Here is a 16,451-nt window from a genome sequence, read left to right as displayed (position 1 = left end):
GGGAGTCGCCTCAACGGAGGGCGTTGCGCAGGTCGCGGGTCCACGGGTCTCCGTGCCCGGCCAATAGACGGATGTCCCCGAGATTTCTGAGGTTCGAACGCGACGCTCGTGCTTGGTCGTGGTCGGCGTTCCACCACTCTGGGAGGAGTTGTGGCGTATTGCCCCGCCACGTTTCGAAGTCCACGGTAGCCAGGGCATCGCCCCAGGACAGGACGTCGCGATCGGATAGATAGAAGGCGACCTGGCTCTCGGTGTAGTCGGGATGCGCGTGGGTGAGCGGACACGCCTCGATGTCGGCGCGGTCGTAGCCAAGTCCGTCGAGTTGCTGGAGAAACTCCTGCCAGTGCGTCGGGAACCCGGTATCGATCACCGTCAGCGCGTCGTCGTCCTCGATAAGATACCAGTTGACGCGAGCGCTACCGCATCGATACACGCCTTCGGTCAGTTCGGAACTCGTCGTACGAGTCTCCGAAGACCGAGCATCAGGCCGATGATGGCGAGCACGAACGCGGTCTGAAGGAGACCCCACCGCAGTGCCTTCCCGAACGACGCGTCGAGTCGGTCGGGATCGTGACTGCTCACACGGGCTAGTTCCGGTTGCGGAACGTGTTACGATTCGCCCATTGCGACGAAGCCACAATCGACGTCAGAGTCTTCTCGACTGGTGGTTGTAATATGTCGGTGGGGTTCGAAGACAGAGGGTATCGTCGTGGCCGGGTCGGGGATTTTTCTGAGAACCCCAAATAATAAATCAGTTGATGAGACAGGTCGGGTGTGTCCTTTGAAGAGTTAACGTATTCGAGACGTTCCGTTTTGAAAGCTGGTTTGATTGGGAGTCCAATGCTCACAGCAGGCTGCCTTCGACTCGATGAAGGAGACCAATCAGCTACGGCTACCTCGGAGACAGCGAGTGGGACCGCTCCTGAGTCGGAGACTGCAACCAGTGCTTCGTCTGTGTCGGATAGTGAGGAAGAGCCAGCATCAGGAACTGATGAAGGTGATGGGGCGTCGACTGAAGGCACTGCTGAGGAGCCGAATGGGTCCGTGGTTGTCCCTGATCAGGAGACTGACGGGAGCTACGTCTCGGTTGCTAAAGTCCAGACGAACGTCGAGGCGATCATTCAGGTGTATGACGGGAACGGTGACTTCCTTGCGAACCCCGGCATTCGTTTCGAGCCCGGTGAAACCCGGAACGACGTCAGGATTGATTTCGAGTCCACGCTTTCGGCCTCGACGGAGGTGACTGTCAGATTGTTCTGGTGTGAAGAATCCGGTCCGGACACCTGCAATGGCCCGACCATTGCGACGGATACTGCAACCCTGTCAGTCACAGGAACGAGTGCAACCCAGACAACGACAACCGCACCATCCGGCTTGGTCGTACTCGACGACCAGGAAACGGATGGAACCTACGTGACAGTCAGTAAAGTCCAGACGAACGTCGAAGCCATCATTCAGGTGTACGACGCGAACGGTGACTTCCTAGCCAATCCAAGGATCCGCTTCGAACCGGGTGAAACGCGGAACGACATCAGAATCGAATGGGAGTCCGCGCTCTCGAACACGCAAGAGGTGACCGTCAAGTTGTTCTGGTGTGAAGAGTCCGGGCCAAATACTTGCAACGGCCCTACTATCGCACGGGATACGGCGACCTTGACTGTGGACTGAACCGTCGTCACTCCGGAGGTATCTCAGAGGAGGAGCGTCTCAGTCTTCGGTCGTTCGAACCGCCTTCTCAGCGTGGTCCGTCGCCACGTAGTACGTGTGGTTGCGATGTGTTTCGTCTTCGGGCTTGACTTTCCGGTCGCTCCGTTTGTTCGTACTGCCATCTGACTCGGTGACCACCCCCGTCTGTCGCAGTGCGCGATACAGGTGGCGGACGCGTTCGAACTCCATATCCAACTCCTCGGCGGTCGTGCGCGGGCAGTCCGGGCCGGCGCGCGCGAGCCGTTCGACGAGCATCCGACCCTCGGGGAGATGCCGCAGGACGTTGACTCGCCCGTCGGGTTCGTCGAGGAACCGGAGCAGATGGTCACCGTCGCGCGACAGTCGGTAGTACGTGTGATGCTGACGGACTTCGTCGGCTTGCTTGGCTTTCACTCGACGTTGTTTGACCGTGCCGGATTCGACGCGTTCGAGCAGCCCTGCCGTTTCCATTTCCTGGCAGAGCGATTCGACGTGCTTGCGTTCTGCATCGAGGTGACCGGCCATCGACCGCGGGTAGTTCCCTTCGACGGCGTCGAGATGATAGCAGATGAGGTATGCGACGGGGTCGGCCGGGAGCGGCGCCAGTTGGTCGACGATTCGTTGTTTGCGTTCGAGGTGCGCTTCGAGTTCTTTCGCTCGCTCGTACCGAGCTTCCGCGTTTGTCGCGGGGTCGGCATCGAGATCGAGCGTGATGTCGATCGGGTCGCCTCGTGGTGTGTCGAGCGTGACGGTGAGGTCCCCAGACTCCCAGTGGTCTCCAGACTCGCTGTGAGCTTGCTCCAATGATTGCTGGACTCGCTGGTAGCGAGTCATGATCGTATCGGCTTCCAGGCGGAGGCGGTCGATCTCGGCCTGTGAGACCATGCTATCTGTGTGATGCCCGCCTTTCTGTTTGAAACCACCGTGTCCGCTGGCCAGCGGTCAGACCCGTGAACATGGCGGAATCAAATTGAGTTGGGTTTCTCGGGGGCGGTCTCTCGAACCCGGTCCTCGTACTGACCCATGGTTTATGTTGCTGTGCTGTCAATCAAATGTTGGCGAATCGCATGACATCGGCGACCCTCGTTCCGCGGCGTGATGAAATCACATCGGCGAAGAGGGGTTCCCTTTATAAACGCCGTACTGCCGTCTGCGAAATGGTGCCAGTCACGCAGAATCATGGGCGCTGCAGGATTTGAACCCGCGGCAGCTTGGTCCGAAGCCAAGTACTCTGTCCAGGCTGAGCTAAGCGCCCTGTGTCTATCGGGAGTCGGCAGAGCGATTTAAATGATGTGGTTTCGGGGCGGAATCGGGGTGCTTTTTGGGGGGCCGTGGGTGGACTGGGGTATGTCGAGTGTCGTCGAGACGGGCCGTGGGTTGGTGGAGTTGACGCGGCCGTCGAACTCGGTCGCCGCTGGCGTGTTGACGTTCCTGGGGGCGTTCGTCGCCGGTGGCGTCGGTGACGCCCCCGTGGCGACGGGTGCTGCGGTCGCGGCGACCGTGTTCGCGACGGGAGCCGGGATGGCCATCAACGATTACTTCGACCGGGAGATAGACGCCGTGAACCGACCGGAGCGAGCGATCCCGCGGGGCGCTGTGAGTGCGCGCGGTGCGTTGGCGTGGAGTGCGGTGCTGTTCGTCGGTGCGGTCGTCGCCGCGGCCGTCCTCCCCGTTCTCGCTATCGGTATCGCGGTGGTGAACCTCCTGGCGTTGATCGCGTACACGGAGTGGTTCAAGGGCTTGCCTGGGGTGGGGAATCTCGTCGTCGCGTACCTCACGGGGAGTACGTTCCTGTTCGGTGGCGCGGCGGTGGAGGCCCCGCTGGCTCCCGGTGTGCTGTTCGTGCTCGCGGCGCTGTCGACGCTGAGTCGCGAGATAATCAAGGACGTCGAGGACGTGGCTGGCGACCGCGAAGAGGGACTGCGGACGCTCCCGATAGCGGCGGGGGAACGAACCGCGTTGCACGTCGCGACGGTCGCGCTGGTGGTGGCGGTCGTCGCGAGCCCGATACCGTTCGTGCTCGGGACGTTCGGCGCTGCGTACCTCGCGCTCGTCGTTCCCGCTGACCTGGCGATGCTGTACGCGGCGTCCGAGGCGTACGAGGACGCGACAGTCGGCCAGACGCACCTGAAGTACGCGCAGTTCCTGGCGGTCGTGGCGTTCCTCGTCGGTCGAGTCGCCCCCTCGGGAATCGTCCCGACGTAACGGGGTTCCAGCGACCGACACCACCCCTCCTGTCAGCCGGCTAAGTGACCCAATCAAAACTTCTATATGCTGGATACTGTATTCTCTTATCAACCGAAGCGCCGTGGGCGCGCCGTGGTGGGGGCGACGTCTGCTGCGATAGTCATTCGCCATGTACGAACTGCCAGAGGAACTGTCGGACGCTCCATTGCCGGCTGGGACGAACCTCCTCGTCGCCGGGCCGCCATTGACGGGTAAGCGCGACATCGCATTCGAGATACTGGCGACCGGTGCGCGAGCCGGCGAAGGGTCGATCGTGGTGACGACGAAGGACGACGCGGAGAAGGTTCTCGAGGACTACGCGGGGTTCGTCGGCGACGTCGAGGACGTCGACGTCGGCGTCGTGGATTGCGTGACGAAACAGCGAGGGGTCGGGAGCGTCCGAGAGGACCCACGCGTGAAGTACGCGTCCTCGCCCGTCGACATGACCGGTATCGGTATCAAGCTCTCGGAGTTCCTGGAGGAGTTCTATCAGGTCCGCGGGCACGAGCAGAACCGCATCCTCCTGCATTCGATATCGACGTTGTTGATGTACTCGGACCTCCAGACCGTGTTCCGGTTCATGCACGTGTTCACGGGACGCGTGCAGAGCGCGGACGGCTTGGGCGTGTACGTCATCGACTCGACGGCGCACGACGACCAGACGATGAACACCCTCAAACAGCTGTTCGATGCGGTCGTCGAGGTGACCGACGACGGTGACGGCGAGCGAACCATCGAGACCGCTGGCTTCCCGAGCGTGAACTGACCGCGCGGACGAAGGCCGCGGTCCTCCGGGCGAACGCCCCAGATCAGAGGGGCGTTGTCCGTTGCGTGCACGACGGCGCTAGCCTTTTGCGGTCCGTGAGCGTCTATCTACACATGGCTGTCTCGACAGATTCGGCGTTGCGGGACGTACTGGACGTGGAGACCATCGCTGTCGTCGGCTGTTCGTCGACGCCGGGGAAGGCCGCGCACGACGTGCCGCGGTACCTGCTCGACCACGGCTACGACGTGATTCCCGTGAACCCGTACGCCGAGGAGGTGTTCGGTATCGACGCGGTCGATTCGCTCGCGGACGTCGACCGACGCATCGACCTCGTGGACGTGTTCCGGCCGGGCGACGAGGCGCCCGATATCGTGGACGCGGTTCTGGAACGCGACGACGTGGAGACCGTGTGGCTGCAACTCGGTATCACGCACGAGGACGCCGGCCGTCGCGTCGAGGAATCCGGGCGGAACTTCGTCCAGGACAGGTGCATCAAGGTCGAGCATTCGCGTCTCGTCGACTGACCGGACGTCGAAGACGCCGCGTCGCGCCGCACGTTCGCGCCCCGCGCCCCGCGCTTCGCGTTCGCGTCGCGGTCAGCCCTCCCACTCTTCGTAGTCGCGGTAGACGCCTTTCGAGAGGTAGCGTTCGCTGGAGTCCGCGAACACGGTGACGACGGTGTCGTGGGGTGCGTCGAGGTCCCCTGCGGCGATGCGGTCCGCTATCTCGCGGGCGGCGAGACTGTTCGCGGCGGCCGAGGACGCGACGAGCTGGCCTTCCTCGGCGGCGAGGCGCTGCATCTCCTCGTGAACGACGCGGTCGTCGAACGAGAGGAGTTCGTCGACGACGTCCGGGTCGAACAGCTCGTTCGTCGCGGGGTCGTGCGTCCCGATGCCTTCGACCTTGTACTCGCCTTCCTCGGGGTCCTCGCCGAAGAACGCCGAGTACATCGAACCCTGTGGTTCGACCGCGGCGACGACGACGTCGTCGTTCTGCTCGCGGAGGTACTGCGCCATCCCCATGAGCGTTCCAGCGGTCCCGCAGCCGGCGACGACCGCGCCGACCTCGCCGTCGAGCGCCTCGTGGACCTCCGGCCCGGTGGTCTCGTAGTGCGCTTCGACGTTCAGCGGATTCTTGAACTGTTGTGGGACGACCGCGTTGTCGAGCTCCTCGGCGAGCTGGTGCGCGCGGTCTATCGCGCCACCCATCCCGTCCTCGGTCGGCGTGTTGATGACTTCGGCGCCGAGTGCACGCATGAGCTGTTGCTTCTCGAGACTGAACCGTTCGGGGACGACGAACATCGCCTGCACGTCGAGTTGCGTCGCTGCGGTCGCGAACCCGATACCGGTGTTGCCGGCGGTCGGTTCGATGACGGTCCCACCGGGTTCGAGCGTGCCGTCGTCGAGCATCGCTTCGAGCATGTACTTCCCGATGCGGTCCTTGATGCTCGCGCCGGGATTGAACGATTCGAGCTTCGCGTACACGGGCACGTCGTCTGGCGAGGCCTGCACGCGGACGAGCGGCGTCTCGCCGACGGTGTCGTTCACCGACGCGAGGGGTTCGCGGTACGTGGTCATCGCGTTGGCAAACGTTGCCGGCTGTGTTATGTCCTTCTCATTCCGCGAGGCGACTGTCGGTCGTGACCTTCCGCGGCGGGGACGACTCAGGCGTTCGAGTTCCCGTCGGTCGTCGCGGCCGCGTCGTCGTGCGAGACGTCCGTCGCGTCGTCCTCGCTCGCTTCGACGCCCGTTCCCTCGTCGGTCGATTCGGCGCCCGTTCCCTCGTCGGTCGCATCGTCGGCGTCCTCGATGGCGGCCTCGGCGACGACCGCGTCCACGTCGATACCGCGGTCCTCCGCGAGCGCCTCGATGACGACGCGCTGGTGCTCGACGGCGTTCTCCAGTTCCTTCACGCGCACTTGCGTGTCGTCGACGGTGTCCTCGACGCTGACGACGCGCTCGTGGACCTCCTTCAGTTTCACGTACAGCTGTTCAGCTCGGTCGGCAAGCGTCTGGATCTTCTTCGCGGTCGAGCCGAGTCCCATGCGCGAGAGCAAGCGAGCCACGCAGTAGTGCCTTCCCCTTCGCGTTCACAGCCCGCACCGCACGCAACCAGTTCCAGCAGTTGACGCGACCGACCCGGCGAACGCCGACGGTTCGACAACGTGGTACTTAACGGGGTGCGGGGCGGACTCCCCGGTATGGTCGAGGTGGAAACGCCGGCGACGGTCGGCGTCGTGTCGGCGGCCGCGTACGCGGCCGGGATGATCGTTCCGTACGTCGCGGGTGGCGTCCCCGGGAGTGCCGTCCAGACGTACTACACGGAGTTCGGGGTCGTCGGCCCGCCGTACATCGCGGTGCTCGCGCTCGTCGCACTCATCGTCCTCGCAGCCGGTCGGCAGGGGCGGACGGCGCCGGACATCGCGGCGGGCGTTGCGCTCGTCGTCGGGTTCATGGTCGTACTCCTGACCGCGATGTGGGCGTTCGGCGGGGTCGCCGACCTCGTCGGGAGCCTCTCGACGGCGGCGTGGCTCGCGTACCACCGGTGGGTGCTGCTCGCCGCCGCGGTCGGCATCCTCGGCGGCGCGCTCTGGTTCGCGGACGCCATCGGCGTCCTCCGCCCGAGACCCGAGCCAGCGTCCTGACTCCCGACTCCGCCCGCTGCGGCCCGACTCGTGGCCGTCGACCGCGTCGAGTCGATAGCGCCGACGCCGACGTCGACGCCGGCACCGATTTCTCGCAGTGAGTCGAAAGGCACTTACCGGCGAGGCGGTTACTCTGGAGTGGACTAGGTCGGGCAGTTAGGCCCTGCTCGCTACCCCCGGTATGGTCTTCAGGGGGGACTGAACCCTGGGCGCGTGCGGACAGACCCGAGCGGGCCCCGGGAGCTGACATAGAAGCCTCGTCCGTCGGGGATGGCGGTCGTCGGGCGTCGTCCGCAGGGACGGCGTTCCCGACGTTAGTCGGTGGTAATGGGTCAGGCACGGAAGTGAGCAGCCCACCGCCGGACAGCGATCGCTCGACGGGTCGCGGGGTGGAGGAGGCAACCGGGACCCCCCGTTCGGGAACGCCGTGCAATCTCAGGCGTCCACATTCATACCGCTTCTACGACTCGCGAGCGGACGCTATGACCTCGGCAGTTCGTCCGGATGGGCATTGGATTCCAAAGCGAGCGTGCTCGCGAGCTTTCGCGGCCGAAGGTGTTTCTGTGCGTGGTGCGTCCGTGTTGGTATGCGCGACCTGGACGACATCGACATGGAGATCCTCGAGTTGCTCGCCGACGATGCGCGTCGCGCGTACAGCGACATCGGTGACGTCGTCGGGCGGTCTGGGCCGGCGGTCTCCGAGCGCGTCCGGAAGCTGGAGGAAGCGGGCGTGCTTCGGGGGTTCACGGTGGACGTGGACCGGTCACAGCTTCGGGACGGCGTTCAGGTGCTCGTCGACGTCACGGTTGCGTCCGGCCGTCGAGAAGCGGTCCGGGACGCGTTCCGAGCGACCGAACCCGTCGAGCACGTGTTCACGACCGCGAGCGGGGACGTCGTCGTACAGGCGTCGCTTCCGAGCTCGGACGCGTACCGCTGGGTGGAGGACGTGCTCGACCCGAGCGACTTCGAGGCGGTCGCGGTGACCCTCCTCGCGGACGTCGAGTGGACGCAGTCCGTGGGCGCGACCGACTTCGCGGTGTCGTGCGCGGAGTGCGGGAACACCGTCACGAGCGAGGGGACGAGCGCGACGCTCGGCGACGACAGCTACCGGTTCTGCTGTTCGTCGTGCGAGCGCGCGTTCGTCGACCGCTACGAGGACTTCAGCGACGCCGCCTGACGGAGAGCCGTCCCACGTGACCGCCGGTGACGCCCGGTGACTTTGGGTTCCTAAGTTCGAGCCCGCTGCGACGAACGGACTGGAAGAACAAACCGGTTGAAAGAGGAACCCGTACTAGTACCTATGACAGAACGAACCGTCCACGTCGACATCACGGGGATGTCCTGCGCGAACTGCTCGGAGACGGTCGCGTCGGCCGTCGAGGGCGTCGACGGCGTCGTCGACGCGTCGGTGAACTTCGCGACCGACGGCGGGCGCGTCACCTACGACGACGACGAGACGACGCTCGCGGCCATCTTCGACGCGATCGAGGACGCGGGCTACACGCCGATCACGGACACCGTCACGGTCGCGGTCACGGACATGTCGTGCTCGAACTGCGCTGACACCATCCACGACCGCCTCCTCGAGGTACCGGGCGTTGTCGACGCGTCGGTGAACTACGCGACCGACGAAGCGACCGTCGAGTACGCGCCCGACGCGGTCGACCGCGCCACGCTCTACGACGCCATCGAGGACGCCGGCTACTCGCCGGTCCGCGACAGCGCCGGGAGCGGCGACGGCGAGAGCGGCGGCGCGGACGGCGACGGCGAGTCCGGGCGCGGCGAGCGCGAGGAGTCCGCCGCGGACGTCGCGCGCCGCGAGGAGATCGAGCGCCAGAAGCGCCTCACGATATTCGGCGCGGTCCTCTCCACCCCGCTCCTCGGGATGCTCGCCGCGCACCTGTTCGCGCCCGACCTCCTCCCGGACACGATTCCCGGCCTCGGCATCCGGTTCGAGTGGCTCGGGTTCGCGCTCGCGACGCCCGTCCAGTACGCGCTCGGGAAGGAGTTCTACGAGAACTCCTACACCGCGCTCGTGAAGAACCGCACCGCGAACATGGACGTCCTCATCGCCCTCGGCTCCTCGACCGCGTACCTCTACTCGGTCGCGCGCCTCCTCGGGTTCCCCGGTGCCGGGTTCTACTTCGACACCGCCGCGCTCATCCTCGTGTTCATCACGCTCGGGAACTACCTCGAAGCGCGCTCGAAGGGCCAAGCCGGTGACGCACTCCGCGAGCTCCTCGAGATGGAGGCCGACACCGCCATCCTCGTCGACGACGACGGGAACGAACGCGAAGTCCCCGTCGAGGACATCTCCGTCGGCGACCGCATGAAGGTCAAACCCGGCGAGCAGATACCGACCGACGGCGTCGTCGTCGACGGGCAGAGCGCGGTCGACGAGTCCATGGTCACCGGCGAATCCGTCCCGGTCTCGAAGGAGCCCGGCGACGACGTCGTCGGCTCAACGATCAACGAGAACGGCGTCCTCGTCGTCGAAGCGACGAAGGTCGGCAAAGACACCGCCATCCAGCAGATCGTCCAGACCGTCAAGGACGCCCAATCCAGGCAGCCCGACATCCAGAACGTCGCCGACCGCATCAGCGCGTACTTCGTCCCCGCCGTCATCGTGAACGCGCTCTTCTGGGCGGTCGTCTGGGGGCTCGCCCCGCAGTTCATGGTCGACCTCGTCGGCGGCCTCCTCCCGTGGGGGCTCGTCGGCGGCGGCCCCGTCGCCGGCGCAGGCGGCGCCGGTGGCGTCGGCGTCCTCGAGTTCGCCGTCGTCGTGTTCGCGTCCGCGGTCCTCATCGCGTGCCCGTGCGCGCTCGGCCTGGCGACGCCCGCGGCGACGATGGTCGGCACCAGCATCGGCGCCAGGAACGGCGTCCTGTTCAAGGGCGGCGACATCCTGGAGCGCGTCAAGGACACCGACGCCGTCGTCTTCGACAAGACCGGGACGCTCACGAAGGGCGAGATGACGCTCACCGACGTCGTGGCACTCGACGACACCGGCGCACGCGCCGACGGCGGTGACGCAGCCGCCGACGGCGGAACGGTCGCCGCGAAGGACGAAGCGTCGTTCGACGAGGACGAGGTCCTCCGGCTCGCCGCGAGCGCCGAATCCGCGAGCAGTCACCCGCTCGCCGACGCCATCGTCGACGGCGCCCGCGACCGCGGCCTCGACGTCGCGGACCCCGAAGACTTCGAGAACGTCGCCGGGAAGGGCGTCCGCGCCACCGTCGACGGGCAGGACGTCCTCGTCGGGAACACGACGCTCCTCCGCGAGCACGACGTCGACCCCACGCCGGGCGACGACGCCCGCGAGGGACTGGAAGCCGACGGGAAGACCGCGATGCTCGTCGCCGTCGACGGCCGCCTCGTGGGCGTCCTCGCCGACGCCGACACCGTCAAAGACTCGTCGAAAGCCGCCGTCGCCGCACTCCACGACCGCGGCCTCGACGTCCACATGATCACCGGCGACAACGAACGCACCGCGCGTGCCGTCGCCGACGACCTCGGCATCGACCCCGGGAACGTCCGCGCGGGCGTCCTCCCCGAGGACAAGGCCGACGCCGTCGACGCCATCCAGGACGACGGCACCCGAGCGATGATGGTCGGCGACGGCGTCAACGACGCGCCCGCGCTCGCGACCGCGTTCGTCGGCGTCGCCATCGGGTCCGGGACCGACGTCGCCATCGAAGCCGCCGACGTCACCCTCATGCGCGACGACCCCATGGACGTCCTCAAAGCCATCCGCGTCAGCGAAGGCAGCCTCGCGAAGATCAAACAGAACCTGTTCTGGGCGCTCGGCTACAACACCGCGATGATACCGCTCGCCTCGCTCGGGTTCCTCCAACCCGTGCTCGCCGCCGGCGCCATGGCGCTGTCCTCGGTGAGCGTGCTCGCGAACAGCCTCCTGTTCCGTCGGTACGACCCCGACGAGGACTACGAACTACTGGGCTTCCTCAAACCCTGACACAATGCACCGAAACACCAAGCTCGCGCTCGCCGTCGGCGGTCTCGCACTGCTCGTCCTGTTCGCCGCACCGCTGCTCGCGTTCGCCCTCGGCGGCATGGGCGGCGGCATGTGGGGGATGCCGATGGACGGCTGGATGTGGGGCGGCGGAATGCACGACGGTCGCTTCGACGGCACCCTCCCCGTGTGGTTCGCGCTCGTCGGCATCGCATCCCAGCTCGCGTTCGTCGCGCTCGTCGTCGCCGGCGGCTACCTCCTCTACCGCGCCGTCACTCGCGACCAGCACGACCGCGCGCTCGACGAACTCCGTGCCGCGTACGCGCGCGGCGACCTCGACGACGACGAGTACGAACGCCGCAAGGACCGCCTCGAGAACGAGAACTGACCCGGCGAGCCTAGCCGCCTAGCACGAACCCAGTTCCGGCCGGCACCGCGACACGCGAACATGGCCGTCGAAGCACTGCTCCGCGACGTCCTCACGAACACCACCGCACTGTACGCGTGGGCGGTCGTCGTACTCGCCTCCCTCGCCGTCCTCTGGTACGACGTCCGCGAGAACAACGACGAGATCGCGAGCCTCATGCAGTTCGTCTGGACGCTCACCGTCCTGTACTCCGGACCGCTCGGCCTCGCCGTCTACGCGTGGGCCGGCCGGAAACAGATAGCCCGGGACTCGCTGTGGCGGCGGAGCGCGCGCTCGGTCGCACACTGCTACTCCGGCTGCGGCGCCGGTGAAGTCCTCGGCATCACGCTCGCCGCAGGCATCCTCGCACTCCACCAGCTCGGAGTCATCGCCGTCACGTTCACCGCCGCGTACACGTTCGGGGTCGCGCTCACCGTCGGCCCGATGATGCAGGACGGCGTCGCGTTCGGCGACGCCTTCCGCGACGCCATCATCACCGAGACACCGTCCATCACCGTCATGGAGGTCGCCGCCATCGGCACCGACATCTACCTCGCCGAAGGCGCGACCATCACCGAACCGCTGTTCTGGAGCGCGCTCGCGTTCTCGCTCACCGTCGGCCTCGTCGTCGCCTACCCCGTCAACGTCGCACTCGTCCACCACGGCGTCAAGGACGGCATGGCGAACCCGCGCGACCGCGCCACCCCCAGCTAGGGGCGTCGAACAGCGAAGAAAGACCGGTCGCAGCGCCGTCAGTCGTCCGCCGCCGTCACCACTTCCTCGGAGACGTCGAGCGTCCCCGACAGCTCGCGGTTCGGGAACGGGATGTCGATGCCCGCGTCGTCGAACCGCTCCTTGACCGCCTGCACGTACTCACCGCGCACCCGCACGAAGTCCGAGCGCGCCGGGTCCGCGATCCAGACGCGAGACTTCAGGCCGACCGACGAATCACCGAGCTCCGTCAATCGGACCGACGGCTCCGGGTCCGCGAGGATACCGTCGTGCGCCTCGGCCTCCTCGAGGATGATGTCCGTCGCCTCGTCGATGTCGTCACCGTACCCGATACCGAACAGGAACTGCATGCGGAGCTTGTCCTTCGCAACCGGATTCTTGATGACGCCGTCCGTGAGTTGCGAATTCGGTACCGTCAACAGCTCGTTGTCGAACGTCCGCACGCGACTCACGCGCAGACTGATGTCCTCAACGACACCCGAATGACCATCCCACTCGATCCAGTCGCCGATGCGGAACGGCTTGTCCGTGAAGATGAAGATACCCGCGACGAAGTTCGCGATCACGTCCTGCATCGCGAACCCGATCGCGAGCGTCGCCGCCGCACCGATCGTCGCCAGCGCCGTCAGGATGTTCCCGAACCCCGCGAACGCGAACGCCACGCCGAGCGCCGCGAAGTACACCGCGAAGTTCACGAGCTTCTTCAAGGGAACCTTCGCGTGCCGGTCCAGCCCGCGACGGTCCAGCAGTCGGTCGACCAACGGGAGCACGAGGACGCGCCCGACGACGACCACTGCGACGAACGCCACCACGAACAGGATACCGTCCGCAACCGTCTCCGCGTACGCCTCCGGAATCCCGAGGTCGTTCATCGTCTTCGCTAACCCCGACAGCCCAGTCTGCAGCTGAATCACCGATACAGCACCCCCGTGTTCCCGCGGGTCTCGAAGAGCTCCGCGTTCGTCAACTCCGCGAGCTCCTCCGCGAGCTCCTCGGTCGACGTCCCACCCCTCGCCGCCCGAAGGAACTTCACCTTCACCATATCGCGAGCCGCCAACTGGTCCGAGAGCTCGTCGACCACCGACTCGATACCTGCCTTCCCAACCCACACCGTCACGTCCAACTCGTGGGCCTCCTTCCGCATCTCCTCGTCGTTCATAGTCGTCTGGTAGCGTAAACGCGGGCGCGGCTTAAACCCTTAGCCGAATCAGTAGCAGGGACGCCCGCTGCCCACGCGGACGCTCACCCGTCGACGCACGCTTCCCGCCAGCACTCGCTCACTCGTCGTACGGATACCGCGCCTGCGACCCACAGTCACACGTCACCACGACGTGCCCGGACCGCGTGCGCACGCGAGCGTTCCGGCCCGGCCGGAGGAACGCATCGCAGTCGTCGCACGTGAACCGACGGAAGTCCCGCGGAAGCGACAACCGCTGGCGTTCAGCGAGCCGGCGCGCCAACCGCACGTACTCGCGAGCGCGCTCTGCCTCCCCCACAACCGTCGCCTCCCGCGCCAGCACGTGCAACCGCTCGATCCGCTCCGCAGCGACGTTCATACCACCAATACCAGACTCACCCGGGTAAACGTTCTTCCTCGCACCCGCCCGAATCACTCACACCCTTCGCTCAGACACGCATATACCACGGACACGTTCCGCTCAGACACGCATATACCACGGACACGTCGTCGCGTGGGCGCACGAGCAACGCAATCCGGAAAGACTACACGCACCCACCGACCAGCGACCACAAACGGATGCGCGTCCTCAATCACCTCGAACTCGAATCCCAACTCCATCGGTCGGGCATGGGTACCGCCGCCGCCCAACAACGGAAATCACTCGCACGCGCCGACGCCGACGTCGACGTCATCACGAGCCCCTGGCGAGACGGCAACGCCCTCGACGCCGCGTTCGCGAACCTCGCCTTCGAAGAATCGTTCTTCGAGGACTACGACGTCGCACACCTCAACATGGCCGGCCCCGTCAGCCTCGCACTCGCCCGCCACGCCAAAGCGAACGACGTTCCACTCGTCCTCCACACGCACGTCACCGCCGAGGACTTCCGCGACAGCTTCCGATTCTCGAACGCCGTCGCCCCCGCACTCAAAGCCTACCTCAAACGCTTCTACTCGCAAGCAGACCTCGTCCTCTGCCCGAGCGAATACACGAAAGGCATCCTCGAATCCTACCCCGTCGACGCCCCCATCGAACCGATCACGAACGGCATCGACGTCGACAGCCTCGACGGCCACGAACGCTTCCGCGACGAAACGCGCGACGAATACGACCTCGACGGCACCGTCGTCTTCGCCGTCGGGAACGTCTTCGAACGCAAAGGCCTCACCACGTTCTGCGAACTCGCGAAAGCCACCGACCACGACTACGCGTGGTTCGGGCACTACGACGACGGCCCGCAAGCCAGCAAGACCACCCGCAAGTGGACCCAGGACCCACCCGAGAACGTCACGTTCACCGGCTGGGTCGACGACAAACGCATGGCGTTCGGCGCCGGCGACATCTTCTGCTTCCCCGCGAAAGTCGAGAACCAAGGACTCGTCGTCCTCGAAGCGATGAGCTGCGGGAAAGCCTGCGTCCTCCGCGACATCCCCGTGTTCCGCGAGTACTTCACCGACGGCGAAGACGCCATCCTCTGCTCGGACTTCGACGAGTTCGTCGACGCCGTCGACCGCCTCGCCGACGACCCCGCCCTCCGCGAACGCCTCGGCGAGAACGCCAAGGAGACCGTCCAAGAGCACTCGCTCGACCACGTCGGGAACCGTCTCGTCGACGCGTACCGGCGCGTCATCGACGACTGACGCGTCGCCGACGTGACGGCTCGCGGACTATCGAAGCCACTAAGCCACCGAACACACTTTCGCCAACAATGACACGGGTCGCCGCCTTCACCGACACCTACCACCCCACGGTGAACGGCGTCACGTACACCATCGAAGCCTGGCGCGACCACTGGAACGACCACCACGGCCGCATGGACGTCGTCTACCCCGGGACCGACGAATACACGCCCAACGCACGCGAACACCCCGTTCGCTCCCTCCCGTTCCCGTTCTACGACGGCGTCCGCGTCGGCGCACCACGCGTCCCCAAGACCGTCCCACGCGCCGACGTCGTCCACGCCCACACCGCATTCGGGCTCGGACTCGCCGCCCGCCGATACGCGAAGAAACACGACCTCCCACTCGTCGCCTCCTACCACACCCCGACAGCCGAATACGCCGAATACATCTCCTCCAACGACAGCGTCCTCGCAGGCCTCTCCACCGCGAGCGAGACCTACGAACACTGGTACTACGAGCACGCCGACCTCGTCATCACCCCGAGCGAACCGACGAAACGCCACCTCGTCGACGACCTCGACGTCACCACGCCCGTCCACGTCGTCTCCAACGGCATCGACACCGACCGATTCCAACCCACCGACGGCGACGCCTTCCGCGAGCGCTTCGACCTCGACGGCACACTCATCGGGTACACCGGCCGCCACGGCTACGAGAAACGCCTCGAAGACATCATCGACGCCACCGACGGCATGGACGACGTCACCGTCGTCTTCGGCGGCGACGGCCCCGCCCGCGACGACCTCGAAACCCGCGCCAGAACGGCCGACGTCGACGTCCGCTTCCTCGGGTTCCTCGACCGCAGCGACCTCCCAGCGTTCTACACCGCACTCGACGCGTTCGCGTTCCCCTCACCCGTCGAAACGCAGGGGCTCGTCGCGCTCGAAGCCAACGCCTGCGGCACCCCCGTCGCCGGCATCGACGCCGGCGCACTCGCCGACACCATCGAACACGGCGAGACCGGCTACCACTACGAACCAGGCGACATCGACGGCTTCCAGACCGCCATCGAACGCACACTCGACGACCACGACCGCCTCGCAGCGAACTGCCTCGACCGCCGAGACACCTTCAGCATCGAACACGCCGTCACCGAACTCCGCACCCACTACCACACCATCACGTAGAAAACCCCACAGATAGACCGTCACGCGGAACTCA

Annotated in this window: 18 protein-coding genes, 1 tRNA gene and 1 other RNA gene; 12 read left to right on the top strand and 8 right to left on the bottom strand. The window is 65.9% G+C overall.

Going from position 1 to position 16,451, the window contains the following annotated elements; genetic code table 11:
- Nucleotides 1-10 precede the first annotated feature (10 nt).
- Entirely contained in the window at nucleotides 11-433 is a 423-nt protein-coding gene (locus ACZ48X_RS18700; protein ID WP_336351979.1) for an MBL fold metallo-hydrolase, read from the bottom strand.
- A gap of 407 nt (nucleotides 434-840) precedes the next feature.
- Between ACZ48X_RS18700 and ACZ48X_RS18695 the strand changes: the two genes are divergently transcribed.
- Nucleotides 841-1,668 (top strand): hypothetical protein, encoded by an 828-nt coding sequence (locus tag ACZ48X_RS18695; protein ID WP_336351978.1) that lies wholly within the window; start codon nucleotides 841-843, stop codon nucleotides 1,666-1,668.
- 39 nt (nucleotides 1,669-1,707) lie between these two features.
- On the opposite strand, the gene ACZ48X_RS18690 is transcribed toward ACZ48X_RS18695, so the two are convergent.
- The gene (locus tag ACZ48X_RS18690) at nucleotides 1,708-2,571 is read right to left on the bottom strand and encodes a DUF2250 domain-containing protein (protein ID WP_336351977.1); all 864 of its coding nucleotides are present in this window, start codon (nucleotides 2,569-2,571) and stop codon (nucleotides 1,708-1,710) included.
- Nucleotides 2,572-2,866: 295 nt separating this feature from the next.
- Nucleotides 2,867-2,941, bottom strand: a tRNA-Arg gene (locus ACZ48X_RS18685).
- 92 nt (nucleotides 2,942-3,033) lie between these two features.
- On the opposite strand from ACZ48X_RS18685, the gene ACZ48X_RS18680 reads away from it, so the two are divergent.
- The 3 genes from ACZ48X_RS18680 (at nucleotide 3,034) to ACZ48X_RS18670 (ending at nucleotide 5,202) form a co-directional block, all read left to right on the top strand.
- Complete coding sequence (locus ACZ48X_RS18680) at nucleotides 3,034-3,891, top strand: geranylgeranylglycerol-phosphate geranylgeranyltransferase (RefSeq protein WP_336351976.1); 858 nt, start codon at nucleotides 3,034-3,036, stop codon at nucleotides 3,889-3,891.
- A 151-nt stretch (nucleotides 3,892-4,042) separates the two neighbouring features.
- Nucleotides 4,043-4,678, top strand: coding sequence for an RAD55 family ATPase (locus ACZ48X_RS18675; RefSeq protein WP_336351975.1), 636 nt, complete (start codon nucleotides 4,043-4,045; stop codon nucleotides 4,676-4,678).
- A 113-nt stretch (nucleotides 4,679-4,791) separates the two neighbouring features.
- Nucleotides 4,792-5,202, top strand: coding sequence for a CoA-binding protein (locus ACZ48X_RS18670; RefSeq protein ID WP_336351974.1), 411 nt, complete (start codon nucleotides 4,792-4,794; stop codon nucleotides 5,200-5,202).
- A 72-nt stretch (nucleotides 5,203-5,274) separates the two neighbouring features.
- Here the strand turns inward: ACZ48X_RS18670 and ACZ48X_RS18665 are convergent, their stop codons facing one another.
- Nucleotides 5,275-6,255, bottom strand: a complete 981-nt coding sequence (locus ACZ48X_RS18665) for a PLP-dependent cysteine synthase family protein (RefSeq protein ID WP_336351973.1) — start codon at nucleotides 6,253-6,255, stop codon at nucleotides 5,275-5,277.
- An 86-nt stretch (nucleotides 6,256-6,341) separates the two neighbouring features.
- Entirely contained in the window at nucleotides 6,342-6,722 is a 381-nt protein-coding gene (locus ACZ48X_RS18660; RefSeq protein ID WP_336351972.1) for a DUF5798 family protein, read from the bottom strand.
- Between the two features lie 156 nt (nucleotides 6,723-6,878).
- On the opposite strand from ACZ48X_RS18660, the gene ACZ48X_RS18655 reads away from it, so the two are divergent.
- The 6 genes from ACZ48X_RS18655 to ACZ48X_RS18630 all read left to right on the top strand — a co-directional run bounded on the left by ACZ48X_RS18655 (nucleotide 6,879) and on the right by ACZ48X_RS18630 (nucleotide 12,412).
- Nucleotides 6,879-7,322 carry a DUF7548 family protein gene (locus tag ACZ48X_RS18655; RefSeq protein ID WP_336351971.1) on the top strand — a complete coding sequence of 148 codons (444 nt, stop codon included), beginning with the start codon at nucleotides 6,879-6,881 and terminating at the stop codon, nucleotides 7,320-7,322.
- A 136-nt stretch (nucleotides 7,323-7,458) separates the two neighbouring features.
- Nucleotides 7,459-7,771, top strand: an RNA gene (gene ffs, locus ACZ48X_RS18650) — signal recognition particle sRNA.
- Between the two features lie 137 nt (nucleotides 7,772-7,908).
- Entirely contained in the window at nucleotides 7,909-8,499 is a 591-nt protein-coding gene (locus ACZ48X_RS18645; protein ID WP_336351970.1) for an AsnC family transcriptional regulator, read from the top strand.
- A 123-nt stretch (nucleotides 8,500-8,622) separates the two neighbouring features.
- The gene (locus ACZ48X_RS18640) at nucleotides 8,623-11,295 is read left to right on the top strand and encodes a heavy metal translocating P-type ATPase (RefSeq protein ID WP_336351969.1); all 2,673 of its coding nucleotides are present in this window, start codon (nucleotides 8,623-8,625) and stop codon (nucleotides 11,293-11,295) included.
- A 4-nt stretch (nucleotides 11,296-11,299) separates the two neighbouring features.
- On the top strand, nucleotides 11,300-11,680 hold the full coding sequence (locus ACZ48X_RS18635; RefSeq protein WP_336351968.1) for an SHOCT domain-containing protein: 381 nt from the start codon (nucleotides 11,300-11,302) through the stop codon (nucleotides 11,678-11,680).
- 60 nt (nucleotides 11,681-11,740) lie between these two features.
- The gene (locus tag ACZ48X_RS18630; RefSeq protein ID WP_336351967.1) at nucleotides 11,741-12,412 is read left to right on the top strand and encodes a DUF4396 domain-containing protein; all 672 of its coding nucleotides are present in this window, start codon (nucleotides 11,741-11,743) and stop codon (nucleotides 12,410-12,412) included.
- A gap of 38 nt (nucleotides 12,413-12,450) precedes the next feature.
- On the opposite strand, the gene ACZ48X_RS18625 is transcribed toward ACZ48X_RS18630, so the two are convergent.
- From ACZ48X_RS18625 to ACZ48X_RS18615, 3 genes are all read right to left on the bottom strand, one after another.
- On the bottom strand, nucleotides 12,451-13,302 hold the full coding sequence (locus tag ACZ48X_RS18625) for a mechanosensitive ion channel family protein (RefSeq protein ID WP_336352249.1): 852 nt from the start codon (nucleotides 13,300-13,302) through the stop codon (nucleotides 12,451-12,453).
- Between the two features lie 38 nt (nucleotides 13,303-13,340).
- Nucleotides 13,341-13,589, bottom strand: a complete 249-nt coding sequence (locus ACZ48X_RS18620) for a YhbY family RNA-binding protein (RefSeq protein WP_336351966.1) — start codon at nucleotides 13,587-13,589, stop codon at nucleotides 13,341-13,343.
- Between the two features lie 118 nt (nucleotides 13,590-13,707).
- Nucleotides 13,708-13,986 (bottom strand): ribonuclease P protein component 4, encoded by a 279-nt coding sequence (locus ACZ48X_RS18615; protein WP_336351965.1) that lies wholly within the window; start codon nucleotides 13,984-13,986, stop codon nucleotides 13,708-13,710.
- Nucleotides 13,987-14,186: 200 nt separating this feature from the next.
- On the opposite strand from ACZ48X_RS18615, the gene ACZ48X_RS18610 reads away from it, so the two are divergent.
- Together ACZ48X_RS18610 and ACZ48X_RS18605 are read left to right on the top strand one after the other, a co-directional pair.
- A complete protein-coding gene (locus ACZ48X_RS18610; protein WP_336351964.1) occupies nucleotides 14,187-15,248 on the top strand; it encodes a glycosyltransferase family 4 protein in 1,062 nt (353 codons plus the stop codon).
- Between the two features lie 68 nt (nucleotides 15,249-15,316).
- The gene (locus ACZ48X_RS18605; RefSeq protein ID WP_336351963.1) at nucleotides 15,317-16,417 is read left to right on the top strand and encodes a glycosyltransferase; all 1,101 of its coding nucleotides are present in this window, start codon (nucleotides 15,317-15,319) and stop codon (nucleotides 16,415-16,417) included.
- Nucleotides 16,418-16,451: the final 34 nt, after the last annotated feature.

It is taken from the genome of Halorubellus litoreus (assembly GCF_055378595.1).
This window is presented reverse-complemented; position numbering and strand designations above follow the sequence as displayed.